The following is a 20,122-nucleotide window of genomic DNA, read 5'->3' as shown; positions in this document are numbered from 1 at the left end:
TATCCCAATAGGAGGTTTTTTTATGGTAGATAAAGTTATTTTAGATTCTATGTCCAGAGATTGCACTTTTAAGTTAAGAGATATTATAAGTCAATATATTTTTCCCATAGCAAAATGCTCACGCCCTATTGTTATTTTATGTATTGGCACCGACAGATCTACTGGTGATAGTTTAGGACCCCTGGTTGGAAACAAGCTTAAATTTTTAGTTAGAAATAGACTTCATATTTACGGTAGTCTTGAATGTCCAGTCCATGCAAAAAATTTATGTGAAACAATTGATGAAATTAACTATTCCTATACTAATCCTTACATTATTGCAATAGATGCTTGCCTCGGAAGTTTACAAAATGTAGGAAAAATCATTATTGAGGAAAAACCATTAAGTCCTGGTGCTGCTATGAATAAAGATTTACCTAAGGTGGGTGATTTAAGCATAACGGGCATTGTAAATATATCTGGAGCCTTTGAATTTATGGTTCTTCAAAATACAAGATTATATACAGTAATGATGCTTGCCGATACTATATCCACTGGTTTATACCATTCAATACTCAAAATCGCAGGCGAAAAAAAATTAAATCCCATTTATGATGATTTCAACATAAAGGACGTTGAAGGTTGATTTTTATGCAAAAAAAATATATATTGCGTATAATACATTGAAGCGAGATTTAGAACTTCTTAGTTATTTTTAATTAAGATGGGTTAGGAAAAACATATGGTTGAGCTACAGCGAGTTTATGCTTTTCACCAGATTAATGAAAAATAAAATTAGTAGTTCTTAACGAATTAAATGCATAATCGCAATATATACTTTTTATTTTTTTAAATTTATAGCTTGCTCTAAAACTTTACTTTCTTCCTGAGATAATTCATACCTAGATATTCCTTTATCTATTGGTTTAGCATAAGTAGTACTCTCATTTCTACCATAAATACTTGTTAATATAGCACCATTACCATTTCCATCAATCAATGTTATAGAGAAACTTAAATCACTTCCCATATCATCAAATGCTTTATATCTTATCATTGAAGTTTTTTGCACACAAGTTTTCAGTTCCGCATTTATTTGTTCATACCTTTGTTTTATAACTTCATTTTCATCTTTAACTTCGTCAATTTTGTCTAAATAAGATATAACCACTTCTTCTAAATTTTTATTATTTACACCTCTCATTAATTTTCTGTATCTTCTCTCTAATTTATTTAAAAATGCATAGGTTATAATAATTATTGCTATTAGCATAAATACAATAATCATAAGAGCTATTATTATATAAATCTGTTCATTATTTATAAAATTAATGATACTTTTCATTCTAAATTACATCCCCTCTATTAGTTTCACGTGAAACATTATATATTAAAAACCTCTAAAATTCTTTCAAAATCTTCTTCTGAATAATACTCAATTTCTATTTTACCCTTATTCTTATTCTTAGAATTTATAAGAACTTTAGTACCAAAACGATTTTCTAATTTATTCATTATATCTTTATAATATATATCATTTTCATTTTTAACTACTTTTTGTGGCTTTTCATTTCCTAAGTTTTTTACTAATCTTTCTGTTTCTCTCACATTGAGATTATCATCTATAACTATTTGAGCAATTTGATACTGAAGCTGTCTATCACTTATACCGAGTATTGCCCTTCCATGTCCCTCCGAAATTACTCCATCTATTATGTAATCTTGAACTCTTTCATCTAAGTTTAATAATCTCATGCAATTTGTTATAGCTGTTCTTGATTTGGAAACCTTTTTACTTATTTCTTCCTGAGTAAGATTAAACTCTATTAGTAGTTTTTTGTAAGCTATAGCTTCCTCAATTGGGTTTAAATCTTCTCTTTGAATGTTTTCTATTAATGATATTTCTAGTACTTCTTTGTTGTTTATATTCATAATGATTGCAGGTATTTCTGCGAGCCCAATGCTTTTCGCTGCTCTGAATCTTCTTTCACCCGCTACTACTATATATACATCATCTTCTTTATTCAAAATAATAGGTTGAATAACTCCATGTTCTTTTATTGATTGTGCTAATTCGGATATTTTTTCAGGATCAAAGTTTTTCCTTGGCTGATCTTTATTAGCTTTAATCAAATTCATAGATATTTTAAAAACATTGGAACTATCTTCTGTACTTTCTTCTTCAGGTATTAAAGCTCCTAACCCTTTACCTAATCCAAATTTTTTATTCAATATTTAACATCCCCTTTGTCTATTTAAAAATTCATTTGCTAATTTTTCGTACGCTTCTGCTCCCTTGCAATTATCATCATACAACATAATTGGCAATCCAAAACTTGGAGATTCAGCCAGCCGAACATTTCTAGGTATTGTTGTTTTATACACTTTATCATTGAAATATTTTTTCACTTCTGATACAACCTCATTACAAAGTTTTGTTCTATTATCATACATACTAAGAATTATACCCTCAATTTCTAATTCTTTATTCAAAGATTTTTTAACTAATTGGATTGTATTTACTAATTGCCCCACACCCTCTAAAGCATAAAATTCACATTGAATAGGTGTAAGCACGCTACTTGCGGCTGTAAGCGCATTTATGGTTAAAATACCCAAAGAAGGTGGACAATCTATAAAAACATAGTCAAATTCACCTTCAATTTCTTTAAGCTTTTCTTTTAGCTTATTTTCACGATTATCTATACTAATTAATTCTACTTCTGCCCCTGCAAGTTCCATTGTAGAAGGTACTAAATACAAATTATTAACTAACTCGCATTCTTTTATAGTATCCCTAATTGAAATATCTGATGTTAATAAATCATATATTGATAAATTTATTTGCTTCTTATCAAATCCTAATCCACTTGTAGTGTTTCCTTGAGGATCAATATCTATTGTTAATATTTTTTTCCCTTGCATAGCTAAATAAGAACATAGGTTTATATTTGTAGTAGTTTTGCCTACTCCTCCCTTTTGATTAAAGATACATATGGTTTTCATGGCTACACTTACCCTTCATAATATTATTTGTGTTTCTATAGTTTATAAATTGTATCCCCAATAACTTACAATTTATATAGGTTGCATGTAATATAAACTATACTTTATAAGTTTTAATTTATACTTTGATTTTTCTATATAGTTCATTATATATTTATGTTAAATATTTTAATAGTACTTTTTTGAATTTTCCAAAATAACATTAAAAAAACAGAATGTTTCACGTGAAACATTCTGTTTTCAATGTCTATTTTTTAGGTATTCTTATTGTCACTTCTATACTATCTTCTAATTCTTTAGACTTGTATTCTGCATTTATTCCATACTTATCAAAAACTTGTTTTATAGTATTTATATATACTCTAGGCGCAAAAATTCCTTTGATTCTCTTCTTACCACTAACAGGCACTCCATCTCTACATAACTTCAATAGTTCTTTTTCAATAAGTTCTTCTGTATTTTTAACATTAAGCGATTTATCAACAATTATTTTAAGTACTTTCTTTTGAATGTTTATATCAGTTAATCTTAACAAAGCTCTAGCATGTCTTTCAGTAAGCTTATTTTTTACTAAGATACTTGTTATTTGATTATCCAATTTTAGTAATCTTAATTTGTTTGCAATAGTTGATTGTTTTTTTCCTATCATTTGTGCTAACTGTTCTTGTGTGTAAGAATGATCTTGAATAAGATTATAATAAGCTATAGCTTCTTCTAAAAAATTTAGATCTTCTCTTTGCAAATTTTCTAATAGTGCAATTGCTGCGGAATCTTTATCCGTAATATCTATAATAATTACTGGGACTTGTTCAAGCCCTATTTTTTTTGCTGCTCTTAGTCTTCTCTCTCCCGCCACTAGTTCATACCTGTTTTCCCCAATTTTTCTAACTGTTAGCGGTTGGATTATCCCATAAGCCTTTATTGACTGTGATAGTTCTTCAATAGTTTCTTCATTAAAATGCTTTCTAGGCTGATAAACATTTGGAGAAATTAATTCTATAGATATGTGATTTACATTATTTTTCATAATATACCATCCCTCAATTTTTCCTTTTTTTTACCTTTCATTAACAATTCTCCATTTTTATCTTATTTCCTTCTTCTTTTTTATTCTTTCGTACGACAAATTATAACATTACTTATCCCCTGTTTGGTGCAATCATCACTTGTGGTGCTGTCGTTAAAATAAAGGCTCTTTAGTAACCATCCCTGCTTTTCTAGGATATTTCCTATGTGTCTGCGAAATCTTACTTATTATTACCAGGTTATGATTTAAATCACTATCTTCAATTTGTACCTTTTCTATATGTTCGATTCGTCCACCCAGCATCCTAATTGCATTTTTAGATTGCTTAATTTCCTCTTCAACTGCAGGCCCCTTCATTGCAACAAAATATCCTCCAACCTTTACATAAGGTATACAATATTCACTCAAGACTGTTAAATTAGCAACCGCTCTTGATACTGCAACATCAAACTTTTCTCTATATTGTATTTCTTGTGCAAAATCTTCTGCTCTACCGTGAATAGCTTTAATATTTTCTAGTTGAAGAGAATTAATTACTTCATTTAAAAATTTAACTCTCTTATTCAGTGAATCTAATAAAACTATATTTACTTCAGGCTTTATTATTTTCATAGGAATACCTGGAAACCCTCCTCCAGTACCTATATCTATAACATTCTTTGCATTCTTTAACTGATCAAACTTAAAAACCTTCATAGAATCAATAAAGTGCTTCTTTACTATTTCTTCATCTTCTTTTATAGCAGTCAAATTTACTTTTTCATTCCATTCCTTTATAAGGTCTTTATATTTCATAAATTGCTCGTATTTTTTTTTGCTAAATTCAAGTCCTTCGTTACTGCTAGCTTTATTTAATATATCAAAGTATTTCATATTTCAACTCCATGTATTTTTATTGTTGGTTAATGTTAAGTCTTTTCTGTTGCTCAAGATATATCATTAGAACAGACATATCCGCAGGAGAAACACCTGATATTCTAGAAGCTTGACCTATACTTTCTGGTTTTATTTTACCTAGTTTTTGCATAGCTTCTATCCTTAGTCCCTTTATATCGTCATAATTTATATCTTTTGATATGATTTTGTTTTCAAACTTTTTAAATTGCTTAATTTGATCTAATTGTTTCTGGATATACCCTTCATATTTTGAAACAATATTAACTTGCTGCTGTATATATTTATTTAATTTAGGTCTATCTGCATCCAGTCTTTCAACTATATAGTAATCAAGTTCAGGTCTTTTTATAAGTTCGTATAAACTAATAGGCTTTTTCAGTGGAGTAGAATTACAAGAAATTAAAAATTCCTCAATTTCTTTTTTATTTGTGATCTGCAAATGTTTTATTCTCTCAATTTCCTCTTCAATTTGCATCTTCTTTTTCTTAAATATTTCATATCTATCTTCTTTAACAAGGCCTACTCCATACCCTATTTCAGTTAACCTTAAATCAGCATTGTCTTGCCTTAGCAACAATCTATACTCTGCTCTTGAGGTCATCATCCTATATGGTTCATTAGTGCCTTTAGTAACTAAATCATCAATTAAAACCCCTATATATCCATCAGATCTTTTTAATATTAATGGATCCTTATTTTGAATAGTAAGTGCAGCATTAATCCCTGCAATAATCCCCTGCGAAGCAGCTTCTTCATATCCTGAACTACCATTTATTTGACCCGCTGAGAATAAACCTTGAATATTTTTAAATTCTAGTGAAAGTTTTAACTCGGTTGAATCTATACAGTCATATTCTATGGCATAAGCCGTTCTCATAATTTCTACATTTTCAAGTCCAGGTACTGTTTTTAGCATTTCCACCTGAATTTCCTCAGGAAGTGAGCTAGACATACCTTGAACATACATTTCTTGCGTATTCTCACCTTCAGGTTCTATGAATATTTGGTGCCTTTCTTTATCTGTAAATCTCATTACTTTATCTTCGATAGACGGACAATATCTAGGCCCAGTACTCTTAATTGATCCATTATATAGCGGTGATCTATGAATGTTTTTTCTAATTACATTATGAGTATTTTCATTTGTATAAGTTAAATAGCAGCATAGCTGATTTCTACTAATATCTTCGCTAATAAATGAAAATGGAACTACCTCTTCATCACCAACTTGCTCATCCATTTTAGAAAAGTCTACTGACCGTTTGTTTATTCTAGCTGGAGTTCCTGTTTTAAATCTTCTTAAAGTTATACCCATATCATCTAAAGATTTAGAAAGTTCATTAGCTGGAAGTAATCCACTAGGTCCCTCATTATAAGAACAATCTCCAATAATAACCTTTGATTTTAAATACGTTCCAGAAGCTATAATAACAGCCTTCGTAGTAAAATATGCGCCATTTTTCGTGCATACACCCTTTATTTTTCCTTTTGGTGCATCTATAGATACTACTTCTAATTGTTTTAATTGCAAATTTTCTTGATTTTCTATTACATGTTTCATCCTTTGTCCATATGCTCTTTTATCCGCTTGAGCTCTTAACGAGAATACAGCTGGTCCTTTTGATTTGTTTAGCATTCTTGATTGTATATATGTATTATCAATATTTATTCCCATTTCACCGCCAAGAGCATCTATTTCCCTTACTAAATGCCCTTTAGCCGTTCCACCGATATTGGGGTTACATGGCATCAAAGCCACACTATCTAAATTTATAGCACAAATTAAAGTCTTGCACCCTATTCTTGCAGCTGCAAGTGCTGCTTCGCAACCTGCATGACCAGCTCCAATAACTATAACATCATAATTTCCTGCATCATATTTCATATTTATCCCTACTTTCCTAAACAAAATTCTGAGAATATCTTATGTATAATATCTTCTTCTAAAACCTCTCCTGTAATCTCACCTAAACTTATCCATGCATTTCGTATATCAATTGATGCTAAATCTATAGCTAATGTATATTCTAGTGCATTTAATGAAGATTCTAAGTTTTCCTTTGCTCTTATTAAAGATTCCTTATGTCTATTATTTGTAACAAATATTCCTTCAGTTTTAATCTCACCCTTAAAGAATAAATCTTTTATATATTCTTTAACATGATTTAATCCTTCACCTGTTTTTACTGAAACATTAGTTATATACTTTGATTTTAGACTTTGTAATTCTTCTATCTCTATTTTACCATCTAAATCGCTTTTGTTTAAGAGTACAATATACTTTTTGTTTTTAATATATTTAATAATTTCTCTATCTTCATGACTTAATTTCTTACTTGAATCTAATATTAAGATAACTAAATCGGCCTCATTAATTTTTTCCTTTGATTTTTCTACTCCAATTTTCTCAACTATATCTTCAGTTTCGCGAATTCCTGCAGTATCTACTATTTTAACTGGTATACCTTCAATATTTATATACTCTTCTATTGCATCCCTTGTAGTACCGGGTACATCTGTAACAATAGCTCTTTTTTCTTTAACAAGAGCATTAAGAAGTGATGATTTTCCTACATTTGGCTTCCCAACTATAACAGTGCTTAGGCCTTCTCTTAGAATTTTCCCTTCATCAGCCGTACTTAAAAGTGTATCTATCTCACTAATTATATCAATAACATCTTCATTAACTTTTTCTGCAGTTACTTCTTCGATATCCTCTTCAGGGTAGTCAACTGTAACCTCTATACTTGCAATTACACTAAGTAATTTATTTCTTATATTTTTTATTTCCCTGGAAATTGAACCTTCTGATTGCATAAGAGCTGACTTCATACTTAGATCTGTCTTTGCTCTTATTATATCTATAACAGCCTCTGCCTGGCTTAAGTCAATTCTACCATTCAGAAATGCTCTTTTAGTAAATTCACCAGGTTCTGCCATTCTTGCTCCAGCAAGAATAACCTCTTGTAAAATTCTATTAGTTCCAACTACTCCACCATGACAATTTATCTCAATAGTGTCTTCTGCAGTAAAGCTTTTAGGGCCTTTCATATAGGAAATAATAACTTCATCAAGTCTACTACCATTTTTATCAATAATATGTCCATATCTCATAGTATAAGATTTTAAATCATGAAGTTTTCTATTATTTTTGCCTATAAATATACTATCGACTATATCTATCGACATATCACCAGATACTCTAATTATAGATATACCACCTTCTCCTATACTAGTTGCTATTGCAGCTATAGTATCAAATTCTTTCATTAAATATGACCTCCTAATTTTATAATTAATATTGAGCTTAGTTTCATAAATTTAAAAAAAAAGCCCTTAGGCTTTCTTCAAATCAACTACAACTCTTCTATAGGGCTCTTCACCTTCACTATAAGTATAAATATATGAATCATTTTGAAGTGTAGAGTGTATTATTCTTCTCTCATAAGGATTCATAGGCTCAAGTTTTAATATTCTACCACTAATCCTTACCTTATAGGCAATTTTTGATGCAAGTCTTTTCAAAGTTTCTTCTCTTTTTGCTCTATAATTTTCAGTATCTAATGTTACTCTTTTATACTCTTCATCATGATTTTTGTTTACAACTAAACTTATAAGATATTGAAGTGAATCTAAAGTCTCGCCTCTATATCCTATTAATAGTCCCATATTAGGTCCGATTAATTCAATCTTTATTTCATTGTTTTCATATTTAAGGTTTACTTCAGCTTTCATACTCATAGATTGCAATACTTCCATTAAAAAAGTTTTAGCTTCATTTAAACTATCTCTTTTAACTGTAACTCTTATTTTAGCTGGTTTTACCCCTATGATATTTAAAAACCCTTTGCTACCTTCATCAAGTGTTTCCACTTTTACTTTATCTCTTGTAACTTTTAACTGCATCAATGCATTATTAATTGCATCTTCTACATTTTTACCCATAATTTCTATATTATTCATACCACACTTCACCCGCCTTTCTAAATATCAAAATTAGGCACTTGTGTTAAATCATCATCTTCGATGCTGTAACATTAACGACTTCAGAAGGAAATTTAGACTCCCACATATAAAATTGGGAGGCTATCATTTTAAAAATCGTTAAATTTCTTTTTTTGGAAGTTCGATTTTATTTATAACTAAAGTTTGAACAACTTGTAATAAGTTATTTATTACCCAATATAATACTAATGCACCTTTAAATTTAAGACTCATAAATCCCATAAAAATAGCCATTGCTGTATTCATTGTTGAAGTCTGTTTAGATTTAGCAGCGTCTCCTGGTGGTTGCATAAGTTTTGATGAAAAGTATGTTGTAACGGTAGACAATATTGGTAATATATATAGAGGGTCAGGTTTTGTTAAATCATTCATCCATAAGAACCCAGCACCCTGCATATCTAAGTTATTAAACACATAAAACAAAGCAAATAAAATAGGCATTTGAACAAGCATTGGTAAACATCCACCCATTGGATTTACTCCATTTTCTTTATATAGCTTCATTACTTCTTGCTGAGATTTTTGTGGATCTTTTTTATATTTTTCTTGAACTTTCTTCATTTCTGGCTGAATTGCACCCATTTTAGCCGTTGATTTAGTTTGTTTAATACTTAATGGCAATAATATTACTCTTATTATAACTGTAAATATAATTATTGTTAATCCAAATGATATATCATTATTTGGTATAAGCGTATTCACTCCATTATGTATCAAGAAAAAGAACTTTGAAAGTGGATCACTTAAAAACTGTAATTTCAAATACAAAACCTCCCAAGTGGTTATTTAACTGGATCAAAGCCGCCCTTATTATAAGGATGACATCTAAGTATTCTCTTTATTCCCATAATAAATCCTTTTATTGCTCCGTGTTTTTCAATAGCTTCTAAAGTATACTGAGAACATGTAGGGTAAAATATACAACAAGGCCTCTTAAACGGTGATATATATTTTCTATAACACTTAATTCCCAGTATAAGTATTTTTTTCATTATTAATTAAACCAGCTTTCTTAAGTAGTTTAGTCAAAGCACTCTCTATTTCTTTATAATTTTTAGAATTAGAAGGGTTCCTTGCAATAAACACTAAATCATATCCTGTTTTTAATCCTACATTATTAAGCCTATAGTTTTCGCTTATTAATCTTTTAACTCTACCGCGAATTACACTATTTCCTACCTTTTTACTAACGGATATTCCACATCTATTAATATCTTTACCATTTCTATAAATATATAATACTAATAATTGGTTAGAAAAAGATTTTCCTCTTCTATATACTGTTCTAAATTCAGTATTCTTTCTAATTCTATATTTCTTAACATTAATATTAATATTAGCCGCCCTCTTTTCCGCAAATTGCAGAAAAAGGCCACATTAGCGGCCTTTATGCTGTCAATTTTTTTCTACCTTTTTGTCTTCTTTTTTGAAGAATGTTTCTGCCAGAAGCGGTTTTCATTCTCTTTCTAAATCCGTGTTCTTTTTTTCTTTGTCTTTTCTTAGGTTGGTAAGTCATGAACATATCTACTACACCTCCTTCTTTAAACCATACATTATAGCAATCATCTTACAATCGTATTTTTACAGTTTTACTATTAGATTATATAGTCACATCATCTTAATGTCAAGATAAGCATTTTTATTACTATTGTTAATATTTTTTATATTTATATGTTTTTTTGTGGATAACTTCTTGAACACCTTGTTATTTTTTGATATTATATAAGAAAGAACTGTGAATAACCTGTTTATTGATAAAGTTATTCACAACTTGTGGACAAAATTGTTAATAACTACTACAATATTGTATTAAACTTCTTTTGCTTATCTATTTTTACTTATATAAGCAGATTTATTTCTTAATTTAATATGTTAATAGTTTTTTTTTGTCTTGTTAACAATTTAAGTCCTATTAAAAATATAAGCATAGTTATTAACATGTGTATATTTTTAATGCTATTTATCAACAACCTACAATGTATTAATTTATTGCTTATAACTTTGTTTATAATGTTGTTTATATATTGTTTGTTTTTACATAAAATTTTTTTATTTGAACTGGAGGGTAGGAAATGAGCACCCAAATTAAAGATATCTGGGAAAAAACTTTAAGTATAATAAAAGGTGAACTTACAGAGGTTAGTTTTAATACTTGGATTAAAAGTATAGAACCTATGGCCTTAGATAATAATACTTTTAAATTAGGTGTTCCTAATAATTTTACCAAAGACATTCTTGAAAATAGATATAAGGATTTAATAATGAATGCTGTTAAATTGATTACTTCTAAAACATATAAAATAGAATTCTTTATATTATCTGAGGACGTAGCCGAAATTGAAACACCTAAAGCGAAACGAGAAGCTAATAGAAATAATATAATATTTAATGATGAAATGTCTGCAACACTAAACCCAAAATATACCTTTGATTCTTATGTAATTGGCAATAGTAACCGATTTGCTCACGCTGCATCACTTGCTGTAGCCGAATCCCCTGCAAAAGCTTATAACCCACTATTTATTTATGGAGGGGTTGGTCTTGGAAAAACGCATTTAATGCATGCTATTGGTCATTATATATTAGCAAACAACCCAAAGTCTAAGGTTGTTTACGTTTCTTCTGAAAAGTTTACAAACGAACTTATCAATTCTATTAAAGACGACAAAAACGTAGAATTTAGAAACAAGTACAGAAATGTGGACGTACTTCTAATTGATGATATTCAATTTATTGCAGGTAAAGAACGTACGCAAGAAGAGTTCTTCCATACATTTAATGATCTTCATGAAGCAAATAAGCAAATTATTTTATCTAGTGATAGACCACCTAAAGAAATACCTACTCTAGAGGATAGATTGAGGTCTAGATTTGAATGGGGTCTTATAGCTGATATACAACCACCGGATTTTGAAACTAGAATAGCTATTTTGAAGAAAAAAGCAGATATAGAGAATTTAAATATTCCAAACGAAGTATTGGTGTATATTGCTACTAAAATAAAATCTAACATAAGAGAGCTAGAAGGCGCTCTTATTCGAATTGTAGCTTTTTCTTCACTAACTAATAAAGAAATTGGTATAGATTTGGCATCAGAAGCACTCAAAGATATTATTTCTAGTAGAAATTCAAAACAAGTAACTATTGAGCTAATACAAGATATAGTTTCTAGCTATTTCAATTTAAAAATTGAGGATTTTAAATCTTCAAGGCGAACTAGGAACATAACATTTCCTAGACAAATCGCAATGTATTTGTGCAGAAAGCTTACTGATATGTCTCTCCCTAAAATAGGTGAAGAATTTGGAGGTAGGGATCATACAACTGTAATACACGCATGTGAGAAAATATCTAATGGTCTTAAAGAAGATGAAAATTTACAAGATAACATAGCAGAACTAACTAAAAAAATAAGTCAAAAATAGTATAATCCCGATATTAACAGGTGTTGATACTATATATATATAATCCTGTGTATAAAATAATACATAAAACTTAGCTGTTGATATTGTGGATAACTGTGATTTTTTTTGCATACTTATCCACAAACATTTCTACCTAGCATTGTTGCAGCTTGTAGTCTAAGATAGGTTCTTAACATATCAACAGCCCCTACTACTATTACTACTAATAATTTATTATTATCTTACCTATCTTTAATAAATTTCCCATGTGGATAAGGAGGTCTTTATTATATGAAATTTATATGTGAAAAAAGTATATTACAAGAAGCAATTTCAAACGTTCAAAAAGCTATTACAGGAAAATCAACTTTACCCGTATTACAAGGTATACTAATAACTGCTAAGAACGGAGAAGTAACTCTTATAGGATCTGATGTTGATTTAAGCATTGAGGCTAAAATTAATGCAGAGGTTATGGAAGATGGAAGTGTAGTTTTAGATTCTAAACTTTTTGGTGAAATCATAAGAAAATTACCCAATAGTGCAATAGAGATAGCAACAGATGAAAATAACTCTATTAAAATCGTTTGCCAAAAATCATATGCAACTATAATACATATGAATAGTGATGATTATCCCAATTTACCAAATATAATAGAGAACATGATCTTTTCAATTTCTCAAAAAGTATTAAAAAACATGATGAAAGGTACTATTTTTGCAGTTGCGCAAGATGAGACTAGACCAATTCTTACAGGAGTCTTATTTGAAATAAAAGATAAAAACCTTAATCTTGTAGCTTTAGATGGTTATAGGGTTGCATTTAGAAGTGAACCAGTAGATAACGATTTTAATATAAATGCTGTAATTCCAGGTAAGACATTAAGTGAAGTATCAAAAATACTAGAAGAAACAGATGAGAACGTTAATATAACATTCACACCAAATCATATTTTATTTAATATTGGAAAAACGAAGGTTATATCAAGGTTACTCGAAGGTGAATTCATAAAATATAGCTCAATAATACCTGAGGAATATAATCTAAAAATTACAGCTAAAAGACATGAATTATTAAGCTGTATAGAAAGGGCTTCTCTTATGGCAAAAGAGGGAAATACCAATTTAGTTAAATTCAACATAGAAGAAGATAACATGATAATCACTTCTAATTCTCAATTGGGAAAGGCCAGAGAAGAAATAAATATAATTTTGCAAGGTGAGTCTCTTCAAATTGCATTTAACTCAAAATACCTAATAGAACTTCTAAAAATAATGGAGGAAGAAGAGATAATTATGGAGTTTTCTAGTGGAGTTAATCCTTGTGTTGTAAAAAACAAAGAAAAAAATAATTGTACTTATATGGTATTGCCGGTAAGAATAAGAGCCAATAATAATTAAAATATAGTTCTAATAATATTTGAAAAAGAAGGTTTTGAAATGAATGAAATAAAAATAGAAACAGATATAATAAAATTAGATTCTTTTCTAAAATGGGCTGGGATAGCTTGTTTAGGTTCAGAAGCAAAATTTTACATCAAAAACGAGGATATTAAAGTCAATGGAGAAATAGAAACTCAAAGAGGTAAGAAATTATCTAAAGGTGATATAATTGAGTTTAACAGCGAAACTTATAAAATAATTTAAATTATATGAATGCACCGGAAAATTTTAAAATAATCTCCGGTGCACAATTTATGTCTATAATAATAAAATTTATAAGAAGTTATTTATATATATAAAATAATAAACTTATATATATATGTTATAATCATAATAGGTGATTGGATGCATATAAAATATTTACAACTTGAAAATTTCAGGAATTATAATAAATTATTTATAGAATTAAATAAAGGTACTAACGTATTTGTAGGGGATAATGCACAAGGAAAAACAAATATTTTGGAAGCTATTTATTATTGTAGTTTAGCTAAGTCTCACAGAACCAATAGAGATAAGGAATTGATAAATTGGAACGGCACAGAAGCATATATAAAGCTTTATGTGTGTAAAACTAGATTAGATAAAAAAATAGAAATAAAGATTTTTAAAGAAGGTAGAAAAGGAGTTAATATAAATTCTATAAAAGTTCAAAAACTCTCCGAGTTAGTAGGAAGTTTCAATGTGATTATGTTTTCACCCGAAGATTTAAATATTGTTAAAGAATCTGCATCATACAGGAGAAAATTCTTAGATATAGAGCTTTGTAAGTTAAGCCGTCGTTACTACTATAGTTTATCGCAATATAAAAAAGTTTTAAATGAGAGAAACTTGACTATAAAAAAATGGAATACAAATAGTGATATTATAGATGTATATGATAAGCAACTTAGTGAATTTGGTGCAATTATAATAAAAGATAGAATAACTTATATAGAGAAATTAAACAAAATATCAAAAACAATACATAGCAATATAACATCCAAAAGTGAAGTAATAGATATTAAATATCTAACACCTATTAAGGAGTTAGATAATATACGAGAAAATTTTTACTTGCTTTTATGTAAAAATAGGAAAAGAGATATAGAAACTAAAACTACATCAATAGGTCCACATAGGGATGATTTTTCCATAGATATTAATGGTATCAATGCTAGAATATTTGGATCCCAAGGTCAACAGAGAACTTCAGTTTTAACAATTAAGTTTGGAGCTCTAGCAATAATAAAAGAACTAACTGGAGAATATCCAGTATTATTACTTGATGATGTTTTGTCTGAATTGGATACAAAAAGGCAAGAATATATATTAAAATCTATAAAAGAAGTTCAAACATTAATTACATGCAACGGGATTAATGATATAAGAAAATATTTAAACTCAGAAAGCAAGATATTTGAAGTTATGTCAGGTGAAGTAAAAGAGATGACATAGACTCAAATAAAGTAGAATGTATTATCAAGGAGGATATTATATGTTTTTACATTTAGGGGAAAATGTAGTAGTGCCTATAAAAGACATTATAGGTATATTTGACATGGAAACTACTATGTATAGCTCGGACACTATCCAATTTTTAAGAATGGCCGAAGAAGATGGTTTTGTAGAGCGGATAACAAAAAATATTGCTAAATCTTTTGTAATTGCAGAGGTAGATAAAAAAAGTAAAATATATATATCACCAATATCATCTTCAACTTTATGCAAAAGAACAGAAACTGTATATTATGCGCTTTAGAGTAAGTTAGGAGGATATACATGGAAAATAATAATATTTACGACGAAAGTCAAATACAAGTACTTGAAGGATTAGAGGCAGTAAGAAAAAGACCTGGTATGTATATAGGTAGCACTAGCATTAGGGGTCTTCATCATTTAGTTTATGAAATTGTAGATAATAGTATTGACGAGGCCTTAGCAGGTTTTTGTAAGAATATTAATGTAATTATACACAAAGACAATTCTATAACTGTTATAGATGACGGTCGTGGTATGCCCGTAGGAATGCATCATAAAATGAAAATACCTACTGTAGAAGTTATAATGACTGTACTACATGCAGGCGGTAAATTTGGTGGTGGAGCATACAAAGTATCAGGTGGTCTTCATGGTGTTGGTTCATCTGTAGTTAATGCATTGTCTGTGATTTGTGAAGTAGAAGTTAAAGTTGATGGGAAAGTATGGAAACAAACTTTTTCAAAGGGCAAAACTACTAGTACACTTGTAAATATAGGAACAACGCAGGAACATGGAACAAAAGTATTCTTTACCCCTGATCCGGAAATTTTTGAAGAAATTGATTTTGATTTTGAAACTTTGTCTCAAAGACTTAGAGAGTTAGCCTTTTTAAATAAAGGTTTAAGAATAACCATTGAAGATGAACGAGAAGAGAAAAAGCAAGATTTCCTGTATGAGGGAGGAATAAAATCTTTTGTAGATTATTTGAATAGAAATAAAGGAACAATTCATGAGACCATATACATGGAAGGCAATAAGGATGATTATGTTGTTGAAATAGCCTTACAATACAACGATACATATACAGAAAATATATTTTCATTTGCTAACAATATAGATACTGTAGAGGGTGGAACACACCTAGTTGGGTTTAAGTCCGCATTAACAAGAGTAGTAAATGATTATGCTAAAAAATTTGGTTTCTTAAAAGAAAATGATAAAAATCTATCAGGTGAAGATGTAAGGGAAGGTCTTACAGCAGTAATATCTATAAAGCTTACTGATCCTCAATTTGAAGGGCAAACAAAAACTAAACTTGGTAATAGTGAAGTAAGGGGCATAGTTGATAGTATAGTTGGTGAGGCTATCAGTAATGTTCTAGAGGAAGACCCACAACTCGGTAAAAACATAATTGATAAAGCATTAAATGCAGCAAGAGCTCGCGAAGCAGCAAAAAAAGCAAGAGAATTTACAAGACGAAAGTCTGTATTAGAAAGCACTACACTTCCAGGTAAATTATCAGATTGTGCTTCAAAAGATCCTATGGAATGCGAAATATATCTGGTGGAAGGTGATTCAGCGGGTGGTTCAGCGAAACAGGGTAGAGATAGAAGATTCCAAGCTATACTTCCTCTTAAAGGAAAAATAATGAATGTTGAAAAGCAAAGAATTGATAAAATGCTCGCATCTCTAGAAATTAGGGCTATGATAACTGCTTTTGGTGCTGGTATAGGAAAGGATTTTGATGTAAAAAAAATAAGGTACGATCGTATTATTATTATGACAGATGCGGACGTAGATGGAGCACATATTAGAACTTTATTACTAACATTCTTCTATAGATACATGAAAGAATTAGTAGAAGAAGGACACGTATATGTAGCTCAACCTCCACTATTCAAGGTTTCTAAAGGCAAAAAAGAGCATTATGTATATACCGAAAAAGAACTTGAAGAGACACTTTTGGAATTGGGTGGAAAAGATAGTAACACCGATATACAAAGATACAAAGGTCTTGGGGAAATGAATCCAAACCAGCTTTGGGATACAACAATGAACCCTGAGGAGAGAACTCTGCTTCAGGTCCATGTAGAGGATGCAATGGCGGCAGATGAAATATTCACTATTCTTATGGGCGATAAAGTAGAACCTCGTAGGGAGTTTATACAAGAAAATGCTAAAGGTGTGCTCAACTTAGATATATAGTTATACATTAAAATATTTTGTTTAAAGAGGTGTAACATGATTAATAATCAGGGAAAAATTTTACCTATTGATATAAGATACGAAATGAAAAAGTCTTATATAGATTACGCTATGAGTGTTATTGTAAGCCGTGCTCTTCCAGATGTACGCGATGGACTTAAACCTGTTCATAGAAGGATATTATTCTCTATGCATGAACTAGGGTTAACACCAGAGAAGGGATATAGAAAGTGCGCAAGAATTGTAGGAGATGTTTTAGGTAAGTATCATCCACATGGTGATACTGCAGTATATGGAGCGCTCGTTAGAATGGCTCAAGACTTTTCACAAAGATGTATTTTGGTCGATGGTCATGGAAATTTTGGTTCTGTAGATGGTGACGGGGCAGCTGCAATGAGATATACAGAAGCTAAAATGAGCAAAATTACAACTCAGATGCTTCGAGATATTAATAAAGATACAGTAGATTTCATTCCTAACTTTGATGGAGAAGAAAAAGAACCATCAGTGCTGCCTTCAAGATTCCCTAATCTTTTAGTTAATGGATCGACAGGAATTGCAGTAGGCATGGCAACCAATATACCTCCACATAATTTGATAGAAGTTATAGACGGAGTGCTCATGGTTATTGAAGACCCAGAGGTCACTATAAGTGATTTAATGACAAAAATAAAAGGCCCAGATTTTCCTACAGGTGGAATTATTTTAGGAAGAGCGGGAATAAAAAGTGCTTATGAAACAGGAAGAGGAAGAATACTTGTAAGGGCTAAAACAGACATTGAAGAGAATAAAGGTAGAAATACAATAATAGTAACGGAATTACCTTATCAAGTTAATAAAGCAAAACTTATAGAAGGTATTGCAGATTTAGTAAAAGATAAGAAAATAGATGGAATATCAGATTTAAGAGATGAATCAGATAGAGAAGGTATGAGGGTTGTTATAGAACTAAAAAGAGATGCAAACCCTAATATAGTATTAAATAGGTTATTTAAACATACTAGGATGCAAGATACTTTTGGAGTTATAATGATAGCTCTTGTAAATAACGAACCTCAAACTTTAAATTTAAAACAAGTTCTAACTTATTATTTAGAACATCAGAAAGATGTAACAAGAAGAAGAACTCAATTTGATCTTGATAAAGCACTAGCAAGAGCTCATATTTTAGAAGGGCTTAAGATTGCGCTAGACCATATTGATGAAGTAATTCGTTTAATAAGAGCGTCAAAGACAATTAGTGAAGCTAAAGAAAGTTTAATAAATGCATTTAATTTATCTGAAAAACAATCTACCGCTATTGTTGAGATGAGACTTGGAAGACTTACAGGTCTTGAAAGAGGTAAGATTGAAGATGAGTACAATGAATTAATGAAAACAGTTAATTATTTAAAAGGAATTTTAGAAGATGAATTAGTATTATTAAACATAATTAAGGATGAGTTAATAGAAGTTAGAAATAAATATGGTGATACTAGAAGATCATCAATAGAAAAAAATCCATATAGCTTAGATGAGGAAGATTTGATTCAAGAGCAAGATATTGTAATAACTCTAACTCATGCAGGATATATAAAGAGGCTTCCAGCTGATACTTATAGTGCTCAAAAAAGAGGGGGTAGAGGGATACAAGGTGTTACTACAAAAGAAGATGATTTTGTGGAACATATTTTTACAACTACCACTCATAATAATATTTTATTCTTCACAAACAAAGGAAAATCATTTAAATTAAAAGCATATGAGATTCCAGAAGGTGGAAGAACAGCTAAGGGAACAAACTTGATAAATATTATACCTTTAGCTAGCGATGAAAAGATTCAAGCAGTTATATGTCTTAAAGAATTCCCTGAGGATAATTATCTTGTAATGGGAACAAAACATGGCTTAATTAAGAAAACATCACTTGATAAATATGCTGCTATAAGAAAGAATGGTTTAAATGCAATAAATTTAAGAGAAGATGATGAACTAATTGGAGCTGCAATAACTACTGGAGATAGCGAAATGCTGTTTGTTACAAGAAATGGTTATTCTATAAGATTTAGTGAAAAAGATGTAAGAGGTATGGGAAGAACTGCAACTGGAGTTAAGTCTTTAACTTTAAGACAAGGCGACATTGTAGTGTCTATGAATATTGTTAAGCCTGTAGAAGAACTTTTAGTTATAAGTGAAAATGGATTTGGAAAGAGAACCTTGGTTTCAGAATACTCACTCCAACGTAGAGGTGGTAAGGGAGTAATAACTTATAAGGTATCAGATAAAACAGGAAAACTTGTAGGTGCTAGAATAGTAAAAGACGGAGACGAAATGATACTTATAAACAGTAATGGTGTTGTTATAAGATTAAATGTAGATGGAATATCAACTACAAGTAGGAATACCATGGGAGTTACTTTAATGAGGAATGGAGAAGGAGATAATATAGTTGCTATAGCTAAAATAAATTGTAGTGATGAAATTAATACAGATGAGAATCCTTTGCAAGAAGAAACAAATTCTGTGCAAGAAAAAGCTGACTCTGTTCAAGAGAACATTAAAGAAACTTCTGATAATGAGGAACATGACTTAGAAACAACTAGTGAAGTAAATGATAAAATAGAAGATTAAAATATTAAAATACTTATTTGGAATTACTTCAAATAAGTATTTTAATATTTATAGGTATATATACATTATAACTAACCTAGTGTAT

At 29.8% G+C, this 20,122-nt stretch carries 20 protein-coding genes; 8 read left to right on the top strand and 12 right to left on the bottom strand.

The annotated features are described in order from the left end of the window. Positions 1 to 22 precede the first annotated feature (22 nt). Complete coding sequence (yyaC, locus tag ACWJKP_RS00680) at positions 23 to 625, top strand: spore protease YyaC (RefSeq protein ID WP_165411840.1); 603 nt, start codon at positions 23 to 25, stop codon at positions 623 to 625. A gap of 195 nt (positions 626 to 820) precedes the next feature. On the opposite strand, the gene ACWJKP_RS00675 is transcribed toward yyaC, so the two are convergent. From ACWJKP_RS00675 to rpmH, 12 genes are all read right to left on the bottom strand, one after another. After that, positions 821 to 1,324, bottom strand: a complete 504-nt coding sequence (locus ACWJKP_RS00675) for a DUF4446 family protein (protein ID WP_165411841.1) — start codon at positions 1,322 to 1,324, stop codon at positions 821 to 823. A gap of 38 nt (positions 1,325 to 1,362) precedes the next feature. Next, positions 1,363 to 2,211 (bottom strand): ParB/RepB/Spo0J family partition protein, encoded by an 849-nt coding sequence (locus ACWJKP_RS00670; protein ID WP_187351395.1) that lies wholly within the window; start codon positions 2,209 to 2,211, stop codon positions 1,363 to 1,365. A 3-nt stretch (positions 2,212 to 2,214) separates the two neighbouring features. Then, positions 2,215 to 2,985: a ParA family protein gene (locus tag ACWJKP_RS00665; RefSeq protein ID WP_165411842.1), complete on the bottom strand. Its 771-nt coding sequence runs from the start codon at positions 2,983 to 2,985 to the stop codon at positions 2,215 to 2,217. 247 nt (positions 2,986 to 3,232) lie between these two features. Beyond that, complete coding sequence (noc, locus tag ACWJKP_RS00660) at positions 3,233 to 4,012, bottom strand: nucleoid occlusion protein (protein ID WP_165411843.1); 780 nt, start codon at positions 4,010 to 4,012, stop codon at positions 3,233 to 3,235. A gap of 153 nt (positions 4,013 to 4,165) precedes the next feature. Continuing rightward, entirely contained in the window at positions 4,166 to 4,885 is a 720-nt protein-coding gene (gene rsmG / locus ACWJKP_RS00655) for a 16S rRNA (guanine(527)-N(7))-methyltransferase RsmG (protein WP_462961371.1), read from the bottom strand. A 19-nt stretch (positions 4,886 to 4,904) separates the two neighbouring features. Next, on the bottom strand, positions 4,905 to 6,794 hold the full coding sequence (mnmG, locus tag ACWJKP_RS00650) for a tRNA uridine-5-carboxymethylaminomethyl(34) synthesis enzyme MnmG (RefSeq protein ID WP_165411845.1): 1,890 nt from the start codon (positions 6,792 to 6,794) through the stop codon (positions 4,905 to 4,907). Between the two features lie 8 nt (positions 6,795 to 6,802). Beyond that, positions 6,803 to 8,179 (bottom strand): tRNA uridine-5-carboxymethylaminomethyl(34) synthesis GTPase MnmE, encoded by a 1,377-nt coding sequence (gene mnmE, locus ACWJKP_RS00645; protein ID WP_165411846.1) that lies wholly within the window; start codon positions 8,177 to 8,179, stop codon positions 6,803 to 6,805. A 66-nt stretch (positions 8,180 to 8,245) separates the two neighbouring features. Then, positions 8,246 to 8,872 (bottom strand): RNA-binding cell elongation regulator Jag/EloR, encoded by a 627-nt coding sequence (jag, locus tag ACWJKP_RS00640; RefSeq protein WP_165411847.1) that lies wholly within the window; start codon positions 8,870 to 8,872, stop codon positions 8,246 to 8,248. A 141-nt stretch (positions 8,873 to 9,013) separates the two neighbouring features. After that, the gene (gene yidC, locus ACWJKP_RS00635) at positions 9,014 to 9,676 is read right to left on the bottom strand and encodes a membrane protein insertase YidC (protein WP_165411848.1); all 663 of its coding nucleotides are present in this window, start codon (positions 9,674 to 9,676) and stop codon (positions 9,014 to 9,016) included. 20 nt (positions 9,677 to 9,696) lie between these two features. Further along, positions 9,697 to 9,906 carry a membrane protein insertion efficiency factor YidD gene (gene yidD, locus ACWJKP_RS00630; protein ID WP_165411849.1) on the bottom strand — a complete coding sequence of 70 codons (210 nt, stop codon included), beginning with the start codon at positions 9,904 to 9,906 and terminating at the stop codon, positions 9,697 to 9,699. Continuing rightward, positions 9,878 to 10,243 (bottom strand): ribonuclease P protein component, encoded by a 366-nt coding sequence (gene rnpA / locus ACWJKP_RS00625; RefSeq protein ID WP_165411863.1) that lies wholly within the window; start codon positions 10,241 to 10,243, stop codon positions 9,878 to 9,880. The genes yidD and rnpA overlap by 29 nt, the downstream gene beginning before the upstream one ends. 58 nt (positions 10,244 to 10,301) lie before the next feature. After that, on the bottom strand, positions 10,302 to 10,436 hold the full coding sequence (gene rpmH, locus ACWJKP_RS00620; RefSeq protein WP_165411850.1) for a 50S ribosomal protein L34: 135 nt from the start codon (positions 10,434 to 10,436) through the stop codon (positions 10,302 to 10,304). 550 nt (positions 10,437 to 10,986) lie between these two features. Between rpmH and dnaA the strand changes: the two genes are divergently transcribed. The 7 genes from dnaA to gyrA all read left to right on the top strand — a co-directional run bounded on the left by dnaA (position 10,987) and on the right by gyrA (position 20,037). Further along, the gene (gene dnaA, locus ACWJKP_RS00615; protein ID WP_165411851.1) at positions 10,987 to 12,339 is read left to right on the top strand and encodes a chromosomal replication initiator protein DnaA; all 1,353 of its coding nucleotides are present in this window, start codon (positions 10,987 to 10,989) and stop codon (positions 12,337 to 12,339) included. Between the two features lie 270 nt (positions 12,340 to 12,609). Then, the gene (gene dnaN, locus ACWJKP_RS00610) at positions 12,610 to 13,719 is read left to right on the top strand and encodes a DNA polymerase III subunit beta (RefSeq protein WP_165411852.1); all 1,110 of its coding nucleotides are present in this window, start codon (positions 12,610 to 12,612) and stop codon (positions 13,717 to 13,719) included. A gap of 39 nt (positions 13,720 to 13,758) precedes the next feature. Continuing rightward, positions 13,759 to 13,965 (top strand): S4 domain-containing protein YaaA, encoded by a 207-nt coding sequence (gene yaaA / locus ACWJKP_RS00605; RefSeq protein WP_165411853.1) that lies wholly within the window; start codon positions 13,759 to 13,761, stop codon positions 13,963 to 13,965. Positions 13,966 to 14,106: 141 nt separating this feature from the next. After that, a complete protein-coding gene (gene recF / locus ACWJKP_RS00600; RefSeq protein WP_165411854.1) occupies positions 14,107 to 15,198 on the top strand; it encodes a DNA replication/repair protein RecF in 1,092 nt (363 codons plus the stop codon). A gap of 40 nt (positions 15,199 to 15,238) precedes the next feature. Then, positions 15,239 to 15,502, top strand: coding sequence for an extracellular matrix regulator RemB (remB, locus tag ACWJKP_RS00595; protein WP_165411855.1), 264 nt, complete (start codon positions 15,239 to 15,241; stop codon positions 15,500 to 15,502). A gap of 20 nt (positions 15,503 to 15,522) precedes the next feature. Then, positions 15,523 to 17,427 (top strand): DNA topoisomerase (ATP-hydrolyzing) subunit B, encoded by a 1,905-nt coding sequence (gene gyrB, locus ACWJKP_RS00590; protein ID WP_165411856.1) that lies wholly within the window; start codon positions 15,523 to 15,525, stop codon positions 17,425 to 17,427. Positions 17,428 to 17,466: 39 nt separating this feature from the next. Then, on the top strand, positions 17,467 to 20,037 hold the full coding sequence (gyrA, locus tag ACWJKP_RS00585; protein WP_462961670.1) for a DNA gyrase subunit A: 2,571 nt from the start codon (positions 17,467 to 17,469) through the stop codon (positions 20,035 to 20,037). Positions 20,038 to 20,122 lie beyond the last annotated feature (85 nt).

It is taken from the genome of Clostridium sp. CM037, assembly GCF_055081095.1.
This window is presented reverse-complemented; position numbering and strand designations above follow the sequence as displayed.